Consider the following 19,875-nt stretch of genomic DNA (forward strand, 5'->3'; position numbering starts at 1 on the left):
GCTCGGCCCCTCAACGGGCGGAGCGGTGGTCACGCGTCAGTCTCCGGTGCAAGCCCCGCCGCCAGGCCTGTGCGGTGGGTTTCGACGACCGAATGGGTTTCGCCGGTGCCCGGCGCAGGTGCTGTAGCCGACGCCGGCGTGGTTGTCTTCGACTTCGCGCCGCCGGTTGCGCACGACCGAGCAGGAGGCCGGAACCTCTACGGGCGACACGGGGTTGTGGTCTAACCGGCGCGCAGCCGGCTCGGCAAGGGATCGGTAGTGGGCCTCGTTTCCCACGTTCTGGAAGGCCCGTAAGGCTCGCACCTGCGCAGACTGCACGACATCCCGGTAGGCGTCACGTGTCCCCGAAGAACCTGCCGGTTCGGCGGCCTAGTAGGGGACAGCAGTCACGGCGTGTGCGGTCCCATGTCCGTGAGAGATGGTTAGGACACCCCTGACCTATGTAGATGATCCTATAGAGGCTCTCGGCGGGGGATGTGGGGTATGGGAACGGCGGAAACCGTTCAGCAACCAGCTGGTGATCCAGACGGTCGTTCGGTCGAACCGGTAAACGGCCTGCGTATGGCCGCGGGACCGAGTCCCGCCAGGAATGAGCCCCACTACATCCGCGCACCGGACTTCCTCGTGTTTGCTGAGGTCAGGGGTAGCGCGGACCACGGACCGGCTGCCAGGCACGACTGATCAAATTGGGCCGCGACGCCGCCGGCTGCGTGAGCCGGGTCGCACGGGCAGGTGGGGCTTGGGCAGCGCAGTACTCGGCGAGTCGTTCGGGAGAGGCAGTGGGCCGACGGGACCTGGTGGTCGGCCGTCGACTGATTCCATACCGGGCAGAAATGCGCAGTCAGGGCCGGTGTGGGCGCGTTTGGCACGCTCAGGTACCGGCAGGATGCGGCGCCGGGTCAGTTCTGCAACATCGATCAGGGGTGCCGCGACGACGCGATTGAGTAGCTCTTTCTGCTGTGGTTCCAAAGCAGTGAGGTGGCTGAGCACGGCAAGGACTTCGATGAGCTCCCGGCTCCAGTCGTGCTCCCAATGCTGGGAGCGTTCGCGGTCCAGTTCGCTGGTGACTTTTCCTGTGGTGCGATCACTGCGGTATGCGAGCCAACTGTCGAGTAGGTTGCGCCCGCCGGTGGTGTAGCCGCGCATGCGTGGCGTTACTCCAGTGAAGATGCCGCCCTCAATGACCAGGTGCTCGCGTTCGCTGTCGTAGGTCATGGTGGACGGAAGTCTGTCGGGCGCAACTTCTCGGGCGTACATGATCTCGGGGTTTATGCGTCGCCACCAATTTGATGTGCCTGCAGGACGGCGATCGCCGGGGTTGATGCAGCGTTTGCCGAAGGTGGATGCCCAAAGAATATGGCGACCCAGACTGATGGCCTCATGCCAGAGACCGCCATCTGCGGTCAGGGGAAGGCGTATGCCGAGGGAGTTGAGGTCATCTGCGTAGCGCTCGGTGAAGGCGGGGTGGGCGGCAACGGCGGCAATGTAGCAGAGCAGGTCCTCCGGGAAGACTTCTGGAAGACCGTAAGAGTTGGCGAGGTGGTGTAACAGTCCTGGGGCGATGTTGGGAGTGCGGTCGGGGTGCAGCATCGGTAAGACGCGGCCGCCGTTTCCATTGAAGTAGTGCACGTCGGGGATGATGGCTGTAAACAGCAGTGCCGGGCCGGTCTGTAGGCGTTGGGCGTGCTGTTCGACGATGAAGACCTGGTCGTCCAGGGCAGCGTGCCACAGTTCGGGGCGAGAGAAGTCAATGACGCGACCGTCGGGTATGAGCCACTGGCGGTCCAGAGCTCTGCGGGCGATGCGTACCGGAACAGGACACGAGCCGCGTTCTTCACCGAGAAGGGTCGGTGGGTGAGGATGGCCGGGGAGCTGGACGGCTTCCCTGTTCAGGGCGCGGTCGCGGGTCTCTTTGAACAACGCCTGCTTCGTGGCGGGGTCACGTTCCTCGATGAGACGGTCCCAGCGTCGGCGCAATGTGGCCTTGGATGGGCTGATGACCCAGTTCCGGTTGGTGGTAACGCCAGGTTTGTACCACGGCACGAGGTCGGTGATGGCGGGAAAGGAGTCCCAGTCGCTGCTGGATGTGGGCGTGAACGGGGCGTATTCGGCGCTGCGAGCGGTATGCCAGCCGGGACCGCTGATGTGTAGACGGTGCAGTTGCTGTTCTTTGTCTTGGCGGGTGCCCTGGACGGTCATGTAGTGGACAGGGGCCAGTTCGTCCTGCCGCTCACCTTGTCTGCGGACGAAGATGGCGATGGCTAATTCTTGCTGGACTCCGGGGAAGAACCGGCTGTTGAGCGGTGGTCTTTTGGTTTCGGGCGTGAGGTCGATGATCCAGCCCTCGGTGCAGGCGCGCCGCAAGTAGGAACGCATGCCCTGGAAGCCGGCACCGCGGATAAATCCAGCTGTGCTGACGAAGCAGACGACGCCGTGGCGGTGGTCGTCGTGCTGGTCGAAGACCTTGTGAGTGGCCCAGCGCCAGAAATAGGTGCACAGGCTTTTCAGCTTGTTCTCGTACACGCCTGCCGCACCGCGTAGCCGGAAGGCGTCCAAGGGTGGGGCACCACGGCCCGGCGAGCCCTTTTCGATCCACCCGCCTTGGCCCTCTGCCTGTTCGCGGTGAGGAGGGTTGCCGATGACGACGGTGATACGTCCGTCGCGCTGGATGGTGCCGGCTGCTTCGGCGTCATCCCGTAAAGGCCCCCATAAGGCGCCGTAGCGGTCGAAGAGCTTGTTGGGTCGCCATGGGTCGGCGAGTGTGTCCGCCAGGTGCAGGCGCATGTCGTGCAGCCGGACGCGGGCATTGAGATGGCGCAGCATCTGCCCGACGCGCATCTGGGCCACGGCAAAGGCGCCCATCTGCTTCTCGAAGCCAATCAGCCGACCAGCGATCTCCTGTACGGATTCGGCACGGAAGCCGTCGTTGCCTCCCTCGGACTGCTTGCGTGCGACGAGGTCGATGATGCCAGTGAGGAAGGTGCCGGTGCCCATGGCCGGGTCGATGATGGACACACTGGGGTCGGCGAAGCCGTCCGGGCAATCCAGCGTGGCGGCCAGTACCTCGTCTACAAGGCGGACCATCTCTGTCATCAGTGGGGCGGGGGTGTAATACGTGCCGGAGTCCTTACGCAGGTCGGCGTCGTACTCCTGCAAGAAGTGCTCGTAAAGATGGACATGGAAGCCGGGCTCGCTGGCCAGGGCACTTCTCCAGTCGATGGCGTCGATAACGCGGACGAGCATGTCAAGACTGTCACGGAATTCTCCCTCGACCTGGTCAGTGAGGATCTGCAGGGCGCGGCCCATGACGGAATGCTCCGCTCCCAACCGCCTACCTATCTCGTGCAGGCTCATACCGGCCAGCACCTTGTCGTCGCCTTCGGCGGCGTCGGAGCTGGCGAGCAGGAGGGCGAAGGTAACGGACTGGGCGTAGCGATCGGCAAAGGCCGTGCGTTTGTCTCGGTCGTCGGTGGTGGGAAAGAGGTCGACTTCGAGAGTGGAGGCCAGGTCGGTGAAGGGGCGCTGGTGCCGTGGGAGGTTGGATTCGGCGTCGAGGCGGTCGTGCACTGCATCACGTAGAAGAGTGCACAGAGGGGCTACCTGAGTCACCACCTCCCGCATCGACGTTAGAGGATGCGGCTGCCAGATGAAGAACGCGGTAAGCATCGCTTCGAATGCGGCCTCGCCAGCATTCGACAGACGTAATCGGGATCCGGCTGTGCGTAGATCGCCTTCGAGGTGGATGCTGTCGCCATGCTGTCGGCCTGAGCGATACATGATCCACGTCTGGCCGTTGGTGTAGATCAAGTTGGGGAGCTTTGCCATGCCCTCCCATTGACGACGGTCGCGCTGATTTAGCCCGCCAGGATGGATCACACTTTTCTCCGGGCTCTTCAGCTCGACGTAGCCGACGATGTTGCGGGGCGATTTCCCGATTCGCACTGCCAGATCAGGGCGGATCCGGTGCGCGGTAACCGCAACCTCGGCATGCAAGATGGCCTGCAACCTCAACACGGCCGCCGCGTCGACTAGAAGCGTCTCCACTGCCCGGCGTATCGCGGCTTCTTTCTGCCCATGCAATAACGCCTGCTTACAGGTCGCACCGAACTCGCTGACGATCCGCCGAAACGCTTCCCTGCGCTGCATGCTGCCCCCGATGCCGGCACGTACCCGCATCCGCCTCAACCCACGGTAAACAAGGCAGCACCCACCGTCGAGAGAGGCATCTCAGCCACGGCTAAGAACTATCGGAGCAGCCGCGGCGGGTGATTCATCGACGGTGCGCCAGCTTCAACGGCACGTGTTCGACGACTGTAGGCATGGCTGAAGACATGCGGTAGGGATGGCCCCTGTCGGTCGTGCACCCTCCACTGCCAATCGCTGTTCGTCTTAAGATCACTACTCTGCGTACGAGGGAGCGTGGCATGACAGCCGGTGGATCAGCGTCGCGGCGGGCGCAGGAGGCGCGGCGGCAGGAGCGGTTGCTTAGGGAGCAGTGGCAGGTGGCCCGGCAGCAGGCACGCCGTTGGGAAGCCGCCGGTGACGGCGAACGCAGGGTCGCCGCCCAGATGTTGGTTCTCACGGCGCGCGGGTGGCGCTTACTGGTTGACCGCAGGTGGCCGGGAACGCGCGCGGCCAACGTGGACATGCTGTTCGTCGGTCCCGGCGGTGTGTTCGTCATCGACGTCAAGAACTGGCGCTCTGGACCGGAGCCGGTACGCGAAGTGCCTGGACGGGCGCCAGGACGTGGCCAACCGGCGAGTAGAGCAGCTGCTCGGCGACGACGAACACGACGAGGAAGGGGAGACGTAAAGGTTCCACGACCCATCTGCGACCCACCTGCGGCCCTCGGTAATCTATCCCGGGGGTCGCTTTATGCGTGCCACTTGACCAGCGAAAACGGCTGGGATTCCATCCCGCGAATACGCCGCGGATGCTGACAACGGGCCGCCTCCAGCCGCATTCGGCTGCGCATACGCGAAGACCCCGCACCCAGCGAAGTTGCTGATGGCGGGGTCTTTGGACACCTCATCCAAGGTGCCCCCGGCAGGATTCGAACCTGCGCACACGGCTCCGGAGGCCGTTGCTCTATCCCCTGAGCTACGGGGGCGTGTCCGGCGCGGTTTCGCGCTGACGGGTAGAACCCTACCAGCTCTGTCGGGGTGTTCATGAACGGGTTTTGCGGGGCGTGGAGGGCCTTGGAGACGGTTCCCGCAGCACGGGGTGCGGGGGCTGGGCCTGCGGGTCCCTTGATCCGGTTGAGGTTGAGGTTGAGGTTGAGGGTGCGGCCGTGGTTACCGCGTCCTGGTCGGTTGCCCTGACCGGTCACCGGGCACCACCGGGCGCTGGCCGGAGTCCGGGCTCCACCTCGCCCTCCGCCTCGTCCACGTGGGCCACCCGGATCCACCTCGCGCACCGCTCCGCCCAGGCGGGCCACCCGGAACCACCCCGCCCCCGCTCCGCCCAGGCGGCGCCCGAAGCCACCCCACCCCCACCCCCGCCCTGCCCAGGCGAGCCCCCGGATCCACCCCTCCTCCGCCCAGCCGGCCACCCGGATCCACCCCCACCCCCCGCATCCCCCACCCGGGGCAGAAGTAGGGAAAACCCGGACGTGGCTACCCCGGTCGACCTAGGCTCGACTTGTGCCGCGGGCGTCTGGGCGGGTGCTTGTTGTGGACGACAACAAGGTCATCCGGCAACTGATCAGGGTCATTCTCGAATCGGAAGGGTTCGAGGTCGTGACCGCTGCTGACGGTGCCGAGTGTCTTGAGGTGGTTCACCAGGTGCAGCCCGACATGATCACCCTCGATGTGGTCATGCCTCGGCTTGACGGGCTGCGCACCGCCGCCCTCCTCCGTGCGGACCCGCGTACGCGAGCGCTGCCGCTGCTGATCGTCAGCGGCTGCACTCCGCAGGAAGTGGACAGCGGCTGCGAAGTCGCCGTGGACGGCTACCTCGCCAAACCGTTCGAGCCCGCTGAGCTGGTGCGTTTCGTGCGGCGGTTGCTGGAGCGAGGGTCCGAGGAAGTGTCGGCCGCCCGGCATCGCCCCGCGAAGCTCGGTGGGCTCGGCGCTGAGGCTCTTGGCCAGCGCAGTGACCTCGGCCAGCGCAGTGACCTCGACCACTGCCGCGACCTCGGCCAGCGCAGTGACCTCGGTGGGCTTGGAGAGGTCGGTGACCAGGGTGAGCGTGATGAGCGAGCTGACCCTGGCGACCCCGAGCAGCCGGCGACGGGCGGCCCGGCCGGGGCGGGGCAGGCCGGGCGTGGTGCGCCGGGTTCCCCCCGCCCTCCGGGAGAGGCCGAGCGTGCGGCCTGGAGGAGTGGAGCTTAGGGCGAGGGCGAGCGGCTGTTTGTCTCCGTCTCGCGTCGCGGCGGCGCTCGTCATTCCGGCATCCGAAACTGGTTCGCCTTCCCCTTACCGCTCTCCCATACGCTGGTGCCGTGACCCCCGTCGAACTCTCCCGTACCGTGCAGCACGCCGTGCGTCGTGCTGTCGACGAAGGGGAGCTGAGCGTAGGCGTGCCTGAACGGGTCGTGGTCGAAAGGCCCAGGCCCGGTGGGTGCGGGGACTACGCGACCGGGGTCGCCCTCCAGCTTGCTCGGCCCGCGGGCCGGCCTCCCCGGCAGGTCGCCGAGGTGCTGCGGCGACGGCTGCTGACCACCCCAGGGGTCGCCGGGATCGAGATCACGGGGCCCGGGTTCCTCAACATCTCGCTCGACGGGCAGGGGCAGGTCGTCGCGCTGGTGCGGGAGATCCTGCGTTGCGGTCCGGCGTACGGGCACCTGGAGCGGCCGGGGAGCGGGGTGCGTGATGCTGGTCACAGCAGTGCCACGCTGCATCTGCGTATCGCCCCCGGTGTCCGCGCCGCCGTCGTCGCCGACTCCGTCGCACTGATCCTGCGGTCCCAAGGGGTGACTGGACGGCTCCGTTACGAGGACGTGGCCGGGCCCGATCCGGCCTGGGCGGCGCTCGGAGTCGTCACCGTCCGTCACCCGGACGACGCCGGCCGCCCCAGTGACAGGAACAGCACTAGCAGTGACAGCAACAGCGCTAGCGAGGGCAACAGCGGCAGCGACGTCGCCCCCGCGCCCCCCGGCACCGTCGTCCTCATCCGTCCCACCCCCGCCCCCGCCGACCCCCTCCCGCTCGGTCGGGACGCAGGGCGGTGGGCGCTGTTGCTACCCGCGGCGCACGATCGGCCGCGGATCGGTGCCGAGCACCTGGCGCAGCGTGAGGACAACCCGCTCTTCCGGGTCCGGTACGCGCACGCCCGAACCCGTGCCCTGCTGCGCAACGCCGCCGACCTGGGCTTCAGCCCCGTCCCCGGCGACCCCGAGCCGATCGTGACGACGACCCGTTGCTCCGATTCGACGACGACCCGTTCTTCCGATTCCGTGACCGACGGACCGGACGACGGCCAAAGCGCCCCAGCTGGCCCAGCCGGAGATGCCGCCCCAGCCGGCATCGCCCGCCCGGGCAACCCGGCCGCACCGCCCCTCACCCCCCTCTCCACCGCCCTGGCCGACTACCCCGTGGCCCTGGCCGCCGCAGCCCGGCACCGGGCGCCCGATCGGCTCGCGCGGCACCTCATCCGTGTCGCCGACGCCTTCCTGTGGTTTCAGGGGTTCCAGGAAACGGTCCCGATCCTGCCGCGGGGGGACGAGAAACCCTCGGCCGCCCACCGTGCCCGGCTCGCCCTCGCCGAAGCCACCGGGACGGTGCTGGCCGGCGGCCTGGCCCTGCTCGGCATCGATGCACCTGACCACATCTGAACACCCCGGACCGTCCGGTCTGCTGCGTCGGTAGTCGGTTGCCGAACCCGACGGGCACCGGCGCGGGTCCACCGACCTACCGAGCGCCGGTGTGCCGACCCACCCACACCGGAACCCGTCTCACCGCCCCCGAGCCTGCCTACCAACCACTCGCCACCGACCACTCGCCACGAGCCACTCACCACCAACCACCCCGCGACCCACCACCCACCACCCATCACCCCCACCAACCACCACCACCCAAGAAAGACCCCACACCCCATGAGCCGTTCCGCACACCCCGCAGGCCCCCGGCACGCTGACGTGCTCCCCGGAGAGCATCACATCGCGCCGCCCGCCAACCTGGACCCGAACGTCCTGGACCCCAAGGTCTGGTCGCGCACCGTCCGGCGCGACGAGGACGGGATGCTCACCGTGGGCGGGATCGGTGTCGCGCAGCTCGCCGAGGAGTTCGGGACGCCTGCGTACTTCATGGACGAGAGTGACTTCCGCGCGCGGGTGCAGGACTGGCGGACGGCCTTCGGGCCGGATGCCGACGTGTTCTACGCGGGCAAGGCGTTCCTGTCGCGCGCCGTCGTGCGCTGGCTTGCCGAGGAGGGGATCAACCTCGACGTGTGCTCCGGTGGCGAGCTGGCCGTGGCGCTGGCCGCCGGCATGCCGCCCGAGCGGATCGCGTTGCACGGGAACAACAAGTCCGAGGGCGAGATCGAACGGGCCGTGCGCGCCGGCGTGGGGCGGATCGTGCTGGACTCGTTCCAGGAGATCGTGCGGGTCGCGCACATCGCCGAGCGGCTCGGCAGGCGGCAGCCGGTGTTGATTCGGGTGACGGTCGGTGTCGAGGCGCACACGCACGAGTTCATCGCCACCGCGCACGAGGACCAGAAGTTCGGGATCGCGCTGGCCGACGGGCAGGCCGCTGAAGCGGTGCGGCGGGCTCTCGCACTTGACGGGCTGGAAGTCCTCGGCATCCACTCGCACATCGGGTCGCAGATCTTCGACATGGCCGGGTTCGAGGTCGCCGCCCGGCGCGTCGTCTCGCTGCTCGCCCGAGTCCGGGACGAGCACGGTGTCGAGCTGCCCGAGATCGATCTCGGTGGTGGCCTCGGCATCGCCTACACCTCCGACGACGACCCGCGTGAGCCGCAGGAGATCGCCAAGTCGCTGGGCGAGATCGTGCGGCGTGAGTGCGAGGCGGAGGGGCTGCGCACGCCGCGGATCTCCGTCGAGCCCGGGCGTGCCATCGTCGGGCCCACCGCGTTCACGTTGTACGAGGTCGGGACCGTCAAGCCGCTGGACGGGCTGCGCACCTACGTCTCCGTCGACGGCGGGATGTCCGACAACATCCGCACCGCGCTCTACGACGCGGAATACAGTGTGGTTCTGGCGTCCCGCACCTCCGACGCGGAACCGATGCTGGCCCGTGTGGTCGGCAAGCACTGTGAGAGCGGTGACATCGTCGTACGGGACGCCTTCCTGCCGGGCGACGTGGCGCCGGGGGACCTGCTCGCGGTGCCTGCCACAGGGGCGTACTGCCGGTCGATGGCCAGCAACTACAACCATGTGCCGCGTCCACCGGTGATCGCCGTCCGAGACGGTGCGGCCCGGGTCATCGTGCGGCGCGAGACGGAGGAGGATCTTCTCCGGCTCGACGTCGGCTGACGGCCCGGCCGGGCGTCGGTTGACGGTCCCGACCGTGCGCATGACGGTCTCGACTGTGTGTCGGTTGGCGGCCGGATGTCGGGCGGCGGGCGGGACGGTTCAGAATTGACGGCACAGGTCAAAAATATTGCGGCGAAATGTCTCAGGATCCGGACGATGCACGGGAATTCCCGTCCGGTGCGTGAGACTGGAGTTTCCAGGATGGACGAGAGGCGAGGTCGGATGATGCGTACGCGTCCGCTGAAGGTGGCGCTGCTGGGCTGTGGGAACGTCGGCTCAGAGGTGGCGCGCATCATGACGACGCAGGCCGACGACCTCACGGCCCGCATCGGTGCCCCGGTGGAACTGGCCGGCGTCGCGGTGCGGCGGCCCGCTCTGGTCCGGGAGGGCATCGACCCCGCGCTCATCACCACGGACGCCACCGCCCTCGTCAAACGCGGCGACATCGACGTCGTCATCGAGGTCATCGGCGGTATCGAGCCGGCCCGCTCCCTGATCACCGCCGCCCTGGAGCACGGCGCCTCCGTCGTCTCCGCGAACAAGGCACTGATCGCCCAGGACGGCGCCGCCCTGCACGCGGCCGCCGAGCAGCAGGGCCGCGACCTGTACTACGAGGCGGCGGTGGCGGGTGCGATCCCGCTGATCAGGCCGCTGCGCGAGTCGATGGCCGGCGACGTGGTGAACCGTGTGCTCGGCATCGTCAACGGCACCACCAACTTCATCCTGGACAAGATGGACACCACGGGTGCCGGCTACCAGGAAGCCCTCGACGAGGCCACCGCACTCGGGTACGCGGAGGCCGACCCGACCGCCGACATCGAGGGCTTCGACGCCGCCGCCAAGGCCGCCATCCTGGCCGGAATCGCCTTCCACACCCGGGTCCGGCTCGACGACGTCTACCGCGAGGGCATGACCGAGGTCACCGCCGCCGACTTCGCCTCCGCCCGGGAGATGGGCTGCACCATCAAGCTGCTCGCCATCTGCGAGCGGGCTGCCGACGGGGAGTCCGTCACCGCACGCGTGCATCCGGCGATGATCCCGCGGAGCCACCCGCTCGCCTCCGTACGCGAGGCGTACAACGCGGTCTTCGTCGAGTCCGAGGCGGCCGGGCAGTTGATGTTCTACGGGCGCGGGGCAGGCGGCTCGCCGACCGCATCCGCGGTCCTCGGCGACCTCGTCGCGGTCTGCCGCAACCGCCTCGGCGAGGCCACCGGACCCGGCGAGTCCGCCTACAGCAGGCTGCCCGTCTCGCCCATGGGCGACGTGGTCACGCGCTACCACATCAGTCTCGACGTCGCTGACAAGCCGGGTGTGCTTGCTCAGGTCGCGACGGTCTTCGCCGAGCACGACGTGTCCATCGACACGGTGCGCCAGCAGAGCCGGCCCGACGGGGCCGCCGGAGCCGATGGAGCCTCCGATGCATCCCTCGTCGTCGTCACCCACCGCGCGTCCGACGCCGCCCTCACGGGAACCGTCGCTGCGTTGCGGGATCTCGACACCGTGCGTGGTGTCGCCAGCATGATGCGGGTTGAAGGAGAGTAACCAGCAATGACCCATCTGTGGCGCGGAATCATCGAGGAGTACCGGGACCGGCTGCCGGTCTCCGACACCACGCAGGTCGTCACGCTACGCGAAGGTGGCACGCCGCTCGTGCCCGCGCAGGTGGTCTCCGAGCGCACGGGCTGCGAAGTGCACCTGAAGGTGGAGGGTGCCAACCCGACCGGGTCCTTCAAGGACCGCGGCATGACCATGGCGATCACCAAGGCGCGGGAGGAGGGCGCGCAGGCCGTCATCTGCGCCTCCACCGGCAACACCTCCGCCTCGGCCGCCGCGTACGCGGTGCGGGCCGGCATGGTCTGCGCCGTGCTCGTGCCGCAGGGCAAGATCGCGCTCGGCAAGATGGGCCAGGCGCTGGTGCACGGCTCCCGGATCCTCCAGGTCGACGGAAACTTCGACGACTGCCTGACGCTGGCACGCTCGCTCTCCGAGAACTACCCGGTGGCGCTGGTCAATTCGGTCAACCCGGTCCGCATCGAGGGGCAGAAGACGGCCGCGTTCGAGGTCGTCGACTCGCTCGGCGACGCGCCCGACATCCATGTGCTCCCGGTGGGCAACGCCGGCAACATCACGGCGTACTGGAAGGGTTACCGCGAGTATGCGGCGGATGGCCCGGCCACCCGCACCCCCCGGATGTGGGGCTTCCAGGCCTCCGGTGCCGCGCCCATCGTGCGGGGCGAGATCGTGAAGGACCCCACGACGATCGCGACCGCGATCCGCATCGGCAACCCCGCGTCGTGGGACTTCGCGCTGGCCGCCAAGGAGGAGTCGGGCGGGCTCATCGAGGAGGTGACGGACCGTGAGATCCTGCGCACCTACAAGCTGTTGGCGTCCCAGGAGGGCGTCTTCGTCGAGCCCGCGTCCGCCGCTTCCGTGGCCGGCCTGCTGAAGGCCGCCGAGCAGGGCCGGCTCGACCCCGGCCAGCGCATCGTCTGCACGGTGACCGGAAACGGCCTCAAGGACCCCGACTGGGCCGTCGCCGGCGCACCGCAACCGGTCACGGTTCCGGTGGACGCCGCGGCCGCCGCGGAGAAGCTGGGGCTCGGGTAACGGGAGCACGGCAGAAACGGCGGCAAGGGACGGTCGGCGGCGGCCCGCCACCCGGCTCACCAGCCCGGCTGGCCCGCCGTCAGGCCGCCCCGCACGCCGCCTTGCAGTTTGCACGCACGCCGCGTTGCAGTTTGCATGCACGCCGCCTTGCAGTTGGCACGTGGCAGGGCGTGTCCACACCCCAGGACACGCCCCACGCCCGCACCGGAGGACCCACCATCCTCCCGCACTCTTTGCGCACACCCCTCGCGCACCGTCCCGCCACACCTCTCGCGCAACCCCCGCGATACCCACCGCGCAACCTTCGCGCTACCAAGCGACACGCACCGCGCAACCTCCGCGACGACAGCCACCCGTGTCCCCCGCCGTTCCCCCTTCGTTCCCCCCGTCCCCACGACCGTCCCCGCGACCCCGTGCGGCCGTGCACCCGCACGGCGCACACGGAGCGTCCCAGGTCACACACGCCGGGTGCAGGAGCCGCACACCGCCCGCCGGGAGCGGCAGGGGGTGCACGAAAGAGCACACGACACGCATCGTGCGCCTCCTGTGCGCCCTGTGTCGCCACAGAACCTTCCTTCGATAAGCTGTACCGAATCCCCGTCGCATATGCCGCGGTGCTGGTCCTGCGCGGGGCTCCGGGCTCCCCACACGTCGACTGCCGTTCCGGAGTATCGATCCACCACCCCACCTCGTAGAGACGTGATCCTTTAAGGCCCCTGCAGATGCCACAGATCCAGCGGACGGTGCAGATCCCACCGCACCGGAACGCTCCGGGACAGCCGGTCCCCGCAGGTTCGGCAGGCCCCGCACACTGACAGCACGCAGACCCACGCCCGCACAACCGCAGTACAAGGAGGGTCATCAAGCGATGGCCGGTCCCGCTTTTCGCGCCGCCGCCGTACGGGTGCGCACCCCCGCCAGCAGTGGCAACGTCGGCCCGGGCTTCGACGCCTTCGGTCTCGCACTGGGGCTCTACGACGACGTCGTCGTCCGCGTGGCCGACTCCGGCCTGCACATCGACATCGCAGGCGAGGGCAGCGACACGCTCCCGCGCGACGAGCGGCACCTGCTCGTACGCTCGCTACGCGCCACGTTCGACCTGCTCGGCGGGCAGCCACGCGGCCTGGAAGTCGTCTGCGCCAACCGCATTCCGCACGGCCGCGGCCTCGGCTCCTCGTCTGCCGCCATCTGCGCGGGCATCACCGCCGCACGCGCGGTGACCATAGGCGGCGACGCCAAACTCGACGACGCCGCCATGCTGGAGCTGGCCGCCGAGATCGAAGGGCACCCCGACAACGTGGCCGCCTGTCTGCTCGGCGGATTCACCATCTCCTGGACGGAGGGCGGGGCGGCGCGCGCGATCAGGATGGATGCCGCGGATTCCATCGTTCCGGTGGTTTTCGTACCGGGTAAACCAGTACTGACGGAGACCGCACGCGGGCTGCTGCCGCGCACCGTCCCGCATGTCGACGCGGCCGTCAACACGGGCCGGGCCGCCCTGCTGGTCGAGGCCGTCACCAGGCGCCCCGAGCTGCTGCTGCCCGCCACCGAGGACCGGCTGCACCAGGAGTACCGGGCGCCGAGCATGCCCGAGAGCGCCGCCCTCGTGGAGCGGCTGCGCGCGGACGGGGTACCCGCGGTGATCTCCGGAGCGGGCCCCACGGTGCTTGCGCTGACGCAGAGCGGCGAGGCCGACAAGGTCGCCCGCCTGGCGGGCGACGAATGGGCGGCGAACCGGCTCAGCATGGACTCGGCCGGAGCTAGCGTGCTGCCGCTGACACCGGCGAGGACCGAGTGACACGCGGCGCCAGCACACGGTTGCCGGATGTGGAGAGGGGGAATGTTTGTTGGATCCGGTAGTGTTAACCTCAAGTCTGCACCCGAACCCACAATGGCCCCTTTAACGGCGGGTGCGTTGTGTCCCCCTCCGGGACAGACATTCTTCCGGGAGCCTCCCACACCGTTCCGCGCACCGCACCGTACTGAGCGGAATGCCGAGCGGAGGCACCCCCAGCGATAGCTGGTGGGCCCACTCCCAGCATCAGCTGGGAAAGCTCCGGAGCCGGCGTGACCGAACCCCGTGACACCGAAAAAACTTCGTGGCACGGCCCGGGACTCGCCGATTACCAGTTGTTTCTCTTCCGCCGCTTTGGCGGACCACCGCCCCGGCAGGTCCCCACCGCGAGGACCATCGCCGGACAGCACAACCGGTCGCCGAGCCAGACAGGCCGACGTCCGCTCCAGGGAAGGACCCTTCGTGAGCGACACCACCGATCTGATGGGCGTGAGCGCCGACAGCACGGTCGAGACCGCTGCCGCGCCCGCCACGGACGCCTCAGGCGCGCCTGCCTCCGCATCGGCCGGCACCAGGCGGCGCCGCGGCACCGGCCTTGAGGGCATGGTGCTGGCCGAGCTTCAGCAGGTCGCTTCGGCCCTCGGGATCAGGGGGACGGCGCGGATGCGCAAGAGCCAGCTGATCGAGGTCATCAAGGAGGCACAGGCCGGTGGGGGCCAGGCCGCCCCCGCGAAGAGCGCTGCCCAGGCCGAGACCAAGCCGAAGCGCCGGACCACGTCCCGGGCGCGCACCGGCGACGAGGCGAGCGCCGAGCAGCCCGCCAAGACGTCCACGGCCGGCAAGGCCGACACCGACGCCCAGGCCGCCGCGCCCGCCGACACCACCGACAAGGCCGCCGGGCGGCCCACCAGGACCGACGGTGGCGAGGCCGGTGACGCCGCGCAGCGCGCCGGCGCCCAGCAGCAGATCGACATCCCCGGCCAGGGAGCCGGCGAGGACCAGCAGGGCGGCGGCGACCGCCGCAGGCGCCGGGCCACCGCCGACGCCGGCAGCCCCGACGCCAAGGCCGACGGCGACGCGAAGGCCGAGCAGAAGGACGGCGCCAAGGGCGACGGGCACGGCGACAAGCACGACGAGCACGGTGACGGCCGGCAGAACCGCCGGGACCGTGGCCGCCGCCGCGGCAAGGGCGACGACCAGCAGGGCCAGCAGGGTGGCGGCCAGCGCCAGCAGGGCGGCGGAGGCGGCCGTCAGGACCGCCAGGACCGCCAGGACCGTCAGGATGACGGCTACGACGACGACGGCGGCGGTCGTCGCGGCCGCCGGGGCCGCTACCGCGACCGGCGTGGCCGTCGCGGGCGCGACGAGGTCGGCGAGCCGCAGATCGCCGAGGACGACGTCCTGATCCCCGTCGCGGGCATCCTCGACATCCTCGACAACTACGCCTTCATCCGCACCTCCGGCTACCTCCCCGGCCCCAACGACGTGTACGTCTCCCTGGCCCAGGTCCGCAAGAACGGCCTGCGCAAGGGCGACCACATCACCGGCGCCGTGCGGCAGCCCAAGGAAGGCGAGCGCCGCGAGAAGTTCAACGCCCTCGTCCGCCTGGACTCCGTCAACGGCATGGCGCCCGAACACGGCCGCGGACGCCCCGAGTTCAACAAGCTCACCCCGCTCTACCCGCAGGACCGGCTCCGCCTGGAGACCGACCCGGGCGTGCTCACCACCCGCATCATCGACCTGGTCTCGCCGATCGGTAAGGGCCAGCGTGGTCTGATCGTGGCCCCGCCGAAGACCGGTAAGACCATGATCATGCAGGCCATCGCCAACGCGATCACGCACAACAACCCCGAGTGCCACCTGATGGTCGTCCTCGTCGACGAGCGGCCCGAAGAGGTCACCGACATGCAGCGGTCGGTCAAGGGCGAGGTCATCTCCTCCACCTTCGACCGCCCGGCCGAGGACCACACCACCGTCGCCGAGCTGGCCATCGAGCGCGCCAAGCGCCTCGTCGAGCTGGGCCACGACGTGGTCGTCCTGCTGGACTCCATCACCCGTCTGGGCCGCGCCTACAACCTGGCGGCACCCGCCTCCGGACGCATCCTGTCCGGTGGTGTCGACTCGACCGCGCTCTACCCGCCGAAGCGCTTCTTCGGCGCGGCGCGCAACATCGAGGACGGCGGCTCGCTGACCATCCTGGCCACCGCGCTGGTCGACACCGGCTCGCGCATGGACGAGGTGATCTTCGAGGAGTTCAAGGGCACCGGCAACATGGAGCTCAAGCTCGACCGGAAGCTCGCCGACAAGCGCATCTTCCCGGCCGTCGACGTCGACGCCTCCGGCACCCGCAAGGAGGAGATCCTGCTCTCCGGCGAGGAGCTGGGCATCGTCTGGAAGCTGCGCCGGGTGCTGCACGCGCTCGACCAGCAGCAGGCGATCGAGCTGCTGCTGGACCGCATGAAGCAGTCCAAGTCGAACGCGGAGTTCCTGCTCCAGATCCAGAAGACGACGCCGTCGATCGGCGGCAACGGCGACTGAGCGCTGCGCTTGGGCCCAGCCGACGTGAACCGGGGCCGGCGTCACCCTTGCGGTGACGGCGGCCCCGGTTTTTTGCGTCCCCCGGTCGGGGGGCGGCTGCGGGGTGCGTGTGGGTCCGTTGGCCGCCCGGGGTGGGGGTTCTGCCGGCTCCTGACCTGGCGGTCGGTGGTGGGTTGCTCGCGCAGTTCCCCGCGCCCCTTGAAGGGCACTGCGTGCCCTCAGGGGCGCCCGATGCGCCCCTCAAAGGGGCGCGGGGAACTGCGCGACCGGCCACGACGAGACCGGTAGGTCGCCACCCGTCGAAGGGGGCAATTTCAGCCGTTCAGGCCCCCCGCCGAGGGGAGAGCTTCACCACACGGCCCCCGCCGGGCAACCACGACGCACCCCCGCAACACCCCTGGTCACAGGCGTGATCCCAGGCAGGAGCCACGCTCAGTGGCCGAGGCATGACGGGGCGGCGCCCCGGCGCTGTGCAACGCTTCTGGCTGATTGCGCGGTTCGTGAGCGCGCACCGAGGACCGGGCGCGGGTGCGCCCCGAGGTGGCCGAATCGTGACTGACCCTGAGCGCAGGGGGTAACCGAGCACGACGACGACTGGGGAACACATGCCCGACGAGAACCTGCACGAGCCCGGCGGTGGGCGGCACCGCGCACACGGTGTGCAGCGCCGCCGCACACCGCGGCGGAAGGCGCTCGTGGCAACGGCATGGACCGCCGCGGCCGTGGTCGCGCTCGGCGGCGCCGGACTCGGCTATGTGTACTACAAGCTGAACGGCAACATCAGTGGCGTCGACATCGACGCCGCCCTCGGCCACCACCGCCCCAAGAACGTCGACGACGGCTCGATGGACATCCTCGTCCTCGGCTCCGACTCGCGCGCCGGAGCGAACGCGAAATACGGCAGGGACGACAGCGGTTCCCGGTCCGACACCGCGATGGTGGTGCACGTCTACAAGGGCCACAAGAAGGCCAGCGTGGTCTCCATACCGCGCGACACCCTGGTCACCCGGCCCGACTGCACCACGCAGAGCGGCAAGAAGGTCGAGGGCGCGCGCGAGCAGATGTTCAACAGCGCCTACGCGAACGGTGGCCCCGCGTGCGCCGTGAAGACGGTCGAGTCGATGTCCGGCATCCGCATGGACCATGTCGTCGAGGTCGACTTCACCGGCTTCAAGAAGCTCGTCAACACCCTCGGCGGCGTCGACATCACGACCCGCCAGGCCATCGACGACAACCAGAGCCATCTGCACCTCACCCCCGGTCACCACCGGCTCACCGGCGAGCAGGCGCTCGGCCTGGTCCGCACCCGGCACGGCGTGGGCGACGGCAGCGACCTCGGCCGCATCCAGCTCCAGCAGGCGTTCGTGAAGGCGCTGATCAAGCAGGTCGGGCAGGTCGGGGTGTTCAGCGACCCGAAGAAGCTCTACGACCTGGCCTCCGCCGCCACCAACGCCGTCACCACCGACTCCGAGCTGGCCTCCGTCAAGCGCCTGGCGGGCTTCGCAGGCGGCCTGAAGGGCATCGACGCGGCCCACATGTCGATGGTCACCCTGCCGGTCAAGTACGACGCGCAGGACGCCAACCGGGTCCTGCCGCAGCGCGCCGAGGACCACCAGGTGTGGACCGCACTCAAGGCCGACCGCCCCATCCCGGCCTCCGCCACCCATGACTCCGGCGGCGCCAAGGGATCCGCCGGGAAGGTCGTCAGCGGCGGCTGAGCCGCGGCGCCCGGGAGGCGCTCCGTGGACATTTCCGTGGACGTTTCCGGAGACGTTCAGGAGCAGCGGAAACCGCGGCCGGTGGGCGGCTCTCCTTGGACCCGCAGCAGAATCGCAGGTCAGCGAGGGTCTGGCCGGTCCGGAGCCGTCGGGGAATATCCGTCCCCCCGCCCCGGTTTTGGGGGAAGACGCCAGTCCTGGCAGACTGGTCCGTCGGCTCCGGTTCACGCACCCGCATCCCGCGGGCTGCGACCCGGCGCCCCCTGTGAACAGGAGAGACCCTTGAAGCGCGACATCCACCCCGAGTACGTCGAGACGCAGGTCAGCTGCACCTGTGGCGCGTCGTTCACGACCCGTAGCACCATTGGATCCGGCACCATTCGCGCCGAGATCTGCTCCGAATGCCACCCGTTCTACACGGGCAAGCAGAAGATCCTCGACACCGGTGGCCGTGTGGCCCGCTTCGAGGCCCGCTTCGGCAAGGCTGCTGCCGGCTCCAAGAAGAAGTAGCGAGCTACCTGCGCCGGTCCTCGGCCGCCCCCCAGCGGGGCGCCGGGGCCGGCGTTTTTTGCTCGCTCACCCCGCTCAAGCAGCCCATGCCCCCGCAAGCGGCCCGCCGTCGGGCGCATGCATCGCAGATCAGGAGCCCTTAGAGATGTTCGAGGCGGTCGAGGAACTCATCGGTGAGCACGCCGATCTCGAGAAGCAGCTCGCCGACCCCGCGGTCCACGCCGACCAGGCCGGCGCCCGGCGGCTCAACAAGCGCTACCACGAGCTGACCCCCATCGTGGCCGCCTACCGCGCCTGGAAGCAGACCGGCGACGACATCGAGACCGCCCGCGAGCTGGCCGCCGAAGACCCCGACTTCGCCGCCGAGGTGCGCGACCTGGAGGAGCAGCGCGAGGCGCTCACCGAGAAGCTGCGCCTGCTGCTCATCCCGCGCGACCCCAGCGACGACAAGGACGTCATCCTGGAGATCAAGGCGGGCGCCGGCGGCGACGAGTCCGCGCTGTTCGCCGGTGACCTGCTGCGGATGTACCTGCGGTACGCGGAGCGGGTCGGCTGGAAGACCGAGATCATCGACTCCACCGAGTCCGAGCTGGGCGGGTACAAGGACGTACAGGTCGCCGTGAAGGCCAGGGGCCAGAGCGAGCCGGGCCAGGGCGTCTGGGCCCGCCTGAAGTACGAGGGCGGGGTGCACCGCGTGCAGCGGGTGCCCGCCACCGAGTCGCAGGGCCGCATCCACACCTCGGCCGCCGGTGTCCTCGTCACCCCGGAGGCCGAGGAGATCGACATCGAGATCAACCCGAACGACCTGCGCATCGACGTCTACCGCTCCTCGGGCCCCGGCGGCCAGTCCGTCAACACCACCGACTCGGCCGTCCGCATCACCCACCTGCCCACCGGCACCGTCGCCTCCTGCCAGAACGAGAAGAGCCAGTTGCAGAACAAGGAGCAGGCACTGCGTATCCTGCGCTCCAGGCTCCTCGCAGCGGCACAGGAGGAGGCGGAGAGCAAGGCGGCCGACGCCCGGCGCAGCCAGGTCCGCACCGTCGACCGCTCCGAGAAGATCCGTACCTACAACTTCCCGGAGAACCGTATTTCGGACCACCGCGTGGGATTCAAGGCGTACAACTTGGACCAGGTGCTCGACGGCGAGATCGACGCCGTCATCCAGGCGTGCGTCGACGCGGACTCCGCGGCCAAACTCGCCAGCGCGGCGTCCGCGTAACCCGCAGCCGTCGCCCCGGGGCACGCAGGGCGCCGATCGCCGGACCACCCGC

12 protein-coding genes and 1 tRNA gene are annotated in these 19,875 nt (G+C 69.2%); 11 read left to right on the top strand and 2 right to left on the bottom strand.

Going from position 1 to position 19,875, the window contains the following annotated elements; genetic code table 11:
• Window positions 1-681: 681 nt before the first annotated feature.
• Window positions 682-4,146, bottom strand: a complete 3,465-nt coding sequence (locus tag NQO67_RS22530; protein WP_255951956.1) for a type ISP restriction/modification enzyme — start codon at window positions 4,144-4,146, stop codon at window positions 682-684.
• Between the two features lie 278 nt (window positions 4,147-4,424).
• Here NQO67_RS22530 and NQO67_RS22535 point away from each other — a divergent pair, with 278 nt between their 5' ends.
• Complete coding sequence (locus NQO67_RS22535) at window positions 4,425-4,940, top strand: NERD domain-containing protein (RefSeq protein WP_255951957.1); 516 nt, start codon at window positions 4,425-4,427, stop codon at window positions 4,938-4,940.
• A gap of 98 nt (window positions 4,941-5,038) precedes the next feature.
• Here the strand turns inward: NQO67_RS22535 and NQO67_RS22540 are convergent.
• A tRNA-Arg gene (locus NQO67_RS22540) sits at window positions 5,039-5,110 on the bottom strand.
• 562 nt (window positions 5,111-5,672) lie between these two features.
• On the opposite strand from NQO67_RS22540, the gene NQO67_RS44605 reads away from it, so the two are divergent.
• The 10 genes from NQO67_RS44605 (at window position 5,673) to prfA (ending at window position 19,823) form a co-directional block, all read left to right on the top strand.
• Window positions 5,673-6,332, top strand: a complete 660-nt coding sequence (locus NQO67_RS44605) for a response regulator (protein ID WP_374119055.1) — start codon at window positions 5,673-5,675, stop codon at window positions 6,330-6,332.
• Window positions 6,333-6,442: 110 nt separating this feature from the next.
• Window positions 6,443-7,774 carry an ArgS-related anticodon-binding protein NrtL gene (gene nrtL / locus NQO67_RS22550; protein ID WP_255951958.1) on the top strand — a complete coding sequence of 444 codons (1,332 nt, stop codon included), beginning with the start codon at window positions 6,443-6,445 and terminating at the stop codon, window positions 7,772-7,774.
• Between the two features lie 261 nt (window positions 7,775-8,035).
• Window positions 8,036-9,433: a diaminopimelate decarboxylase gene (gene lysA / locus NQO67_RS22555; RefSeq protein WP_255951959.1), complete on the top strand. Its 1,398-nt coding sequence runs from the start codon at window positions 8,036-8,038 to the stop codon at window positions 9,431-9,433.
• Between the two features lie 222 nt (window positions 9,434-9,655).
• Complete coding sequence (locus NQO67_RS22560; protein WP_255952166.1) at window positions 9,656-10,975, top strand: homoserine dehydrogenase; 1,320 nt, start codon at window positions 9,656-9,658, stop codon at window positions 10,973-10,975.
• Window positions 10,976-10,981: 6 nt separating this feature from the next.
• Window positions 10,982-12,040 (top strand): threonine synthase, encoded by a 1,059-nt coding sequence (thrC, locus tag NQO67_RS22565; protein WP_255951960.1) that lies wholly within the window; start codon window positions 10,982-10,984, stop codon window positions 12,038-12,040.
• 868 nt (window positions 12,041-12,908) lie between these two features.
• Window positions 12,909-13,838, top strand: a complete 930-nt coding sequence (gene thrB, locus NQO67_RS22570) for a homoserine kinase (protein ID WP_255951961.1) — start codon at window positions 12,909-12,911, stop codon at window positions 13,836-13,838.
• A 459-nt stretch (window positions 13,839-14,297) separates the two neighbouring features.
• Window positions 14,298-16,373, top strand: coding sequence for a transcription termination factor Rho (gene rho / locus NQO67_RS22575; protein WP_255951962.1), 2,076 nt, complete (start codon window positions 14,298-14,300; stop codon window positions 16,371-16,373).
• Between the two features lie 605 nt (window positions 16,374-16,978).
• Window positions 16,979-18,091 carry an LCP family protein gene (locus NQO67_RS22580; protein WP_255951963.1) on the top strand — a complete coding sequence of 371 codons (1,113 nt, stop codon included), beginning with the start codon at window positions 16,979-16,981 and terminating at the stop codon, window positions 18,089-18,091.
• Window positions 18,092-18,373: 282 nt separating this feature from the next.
• The gene (rpmE, locus tag NQO67_RS22585) at window positions 18,374-18,601 is read left to right on the top strand and encodes a 50S ribosomal protein L31 (protein WP_255951964.1); all 228 of its coding nucleotides are present in this window, start codon (window positions 18,374-18,376) and stop codon (window positions 18,599-18,601) included.
• Window positions 18,602-18,746: 145 nt separating this feature from the next.
• Window positions 18,747-19,823, top strand: a complete 1,077-nt coding sequence (gene prfA / locus NQO67_RS22590) for a peptide chain release factor 1 (RefSeq protein WP_255951965.1) — start codon at window positions 18,747-18,749, stop codon at window positions 19,821-19,823.
• Window positions 19,824-19,875 lie beyond the last annotated feature (52 nt).

The organism is Streptomyces odontomachi (genome assembly GCF_024435355.1).
Classification (GTDB): domain Bacteria; phylum Actinomycetota; class Actinomycetes; order Streptomycetales; family Streptomycetaceae; genus Streptomyces; species Streptomyces odontomachi.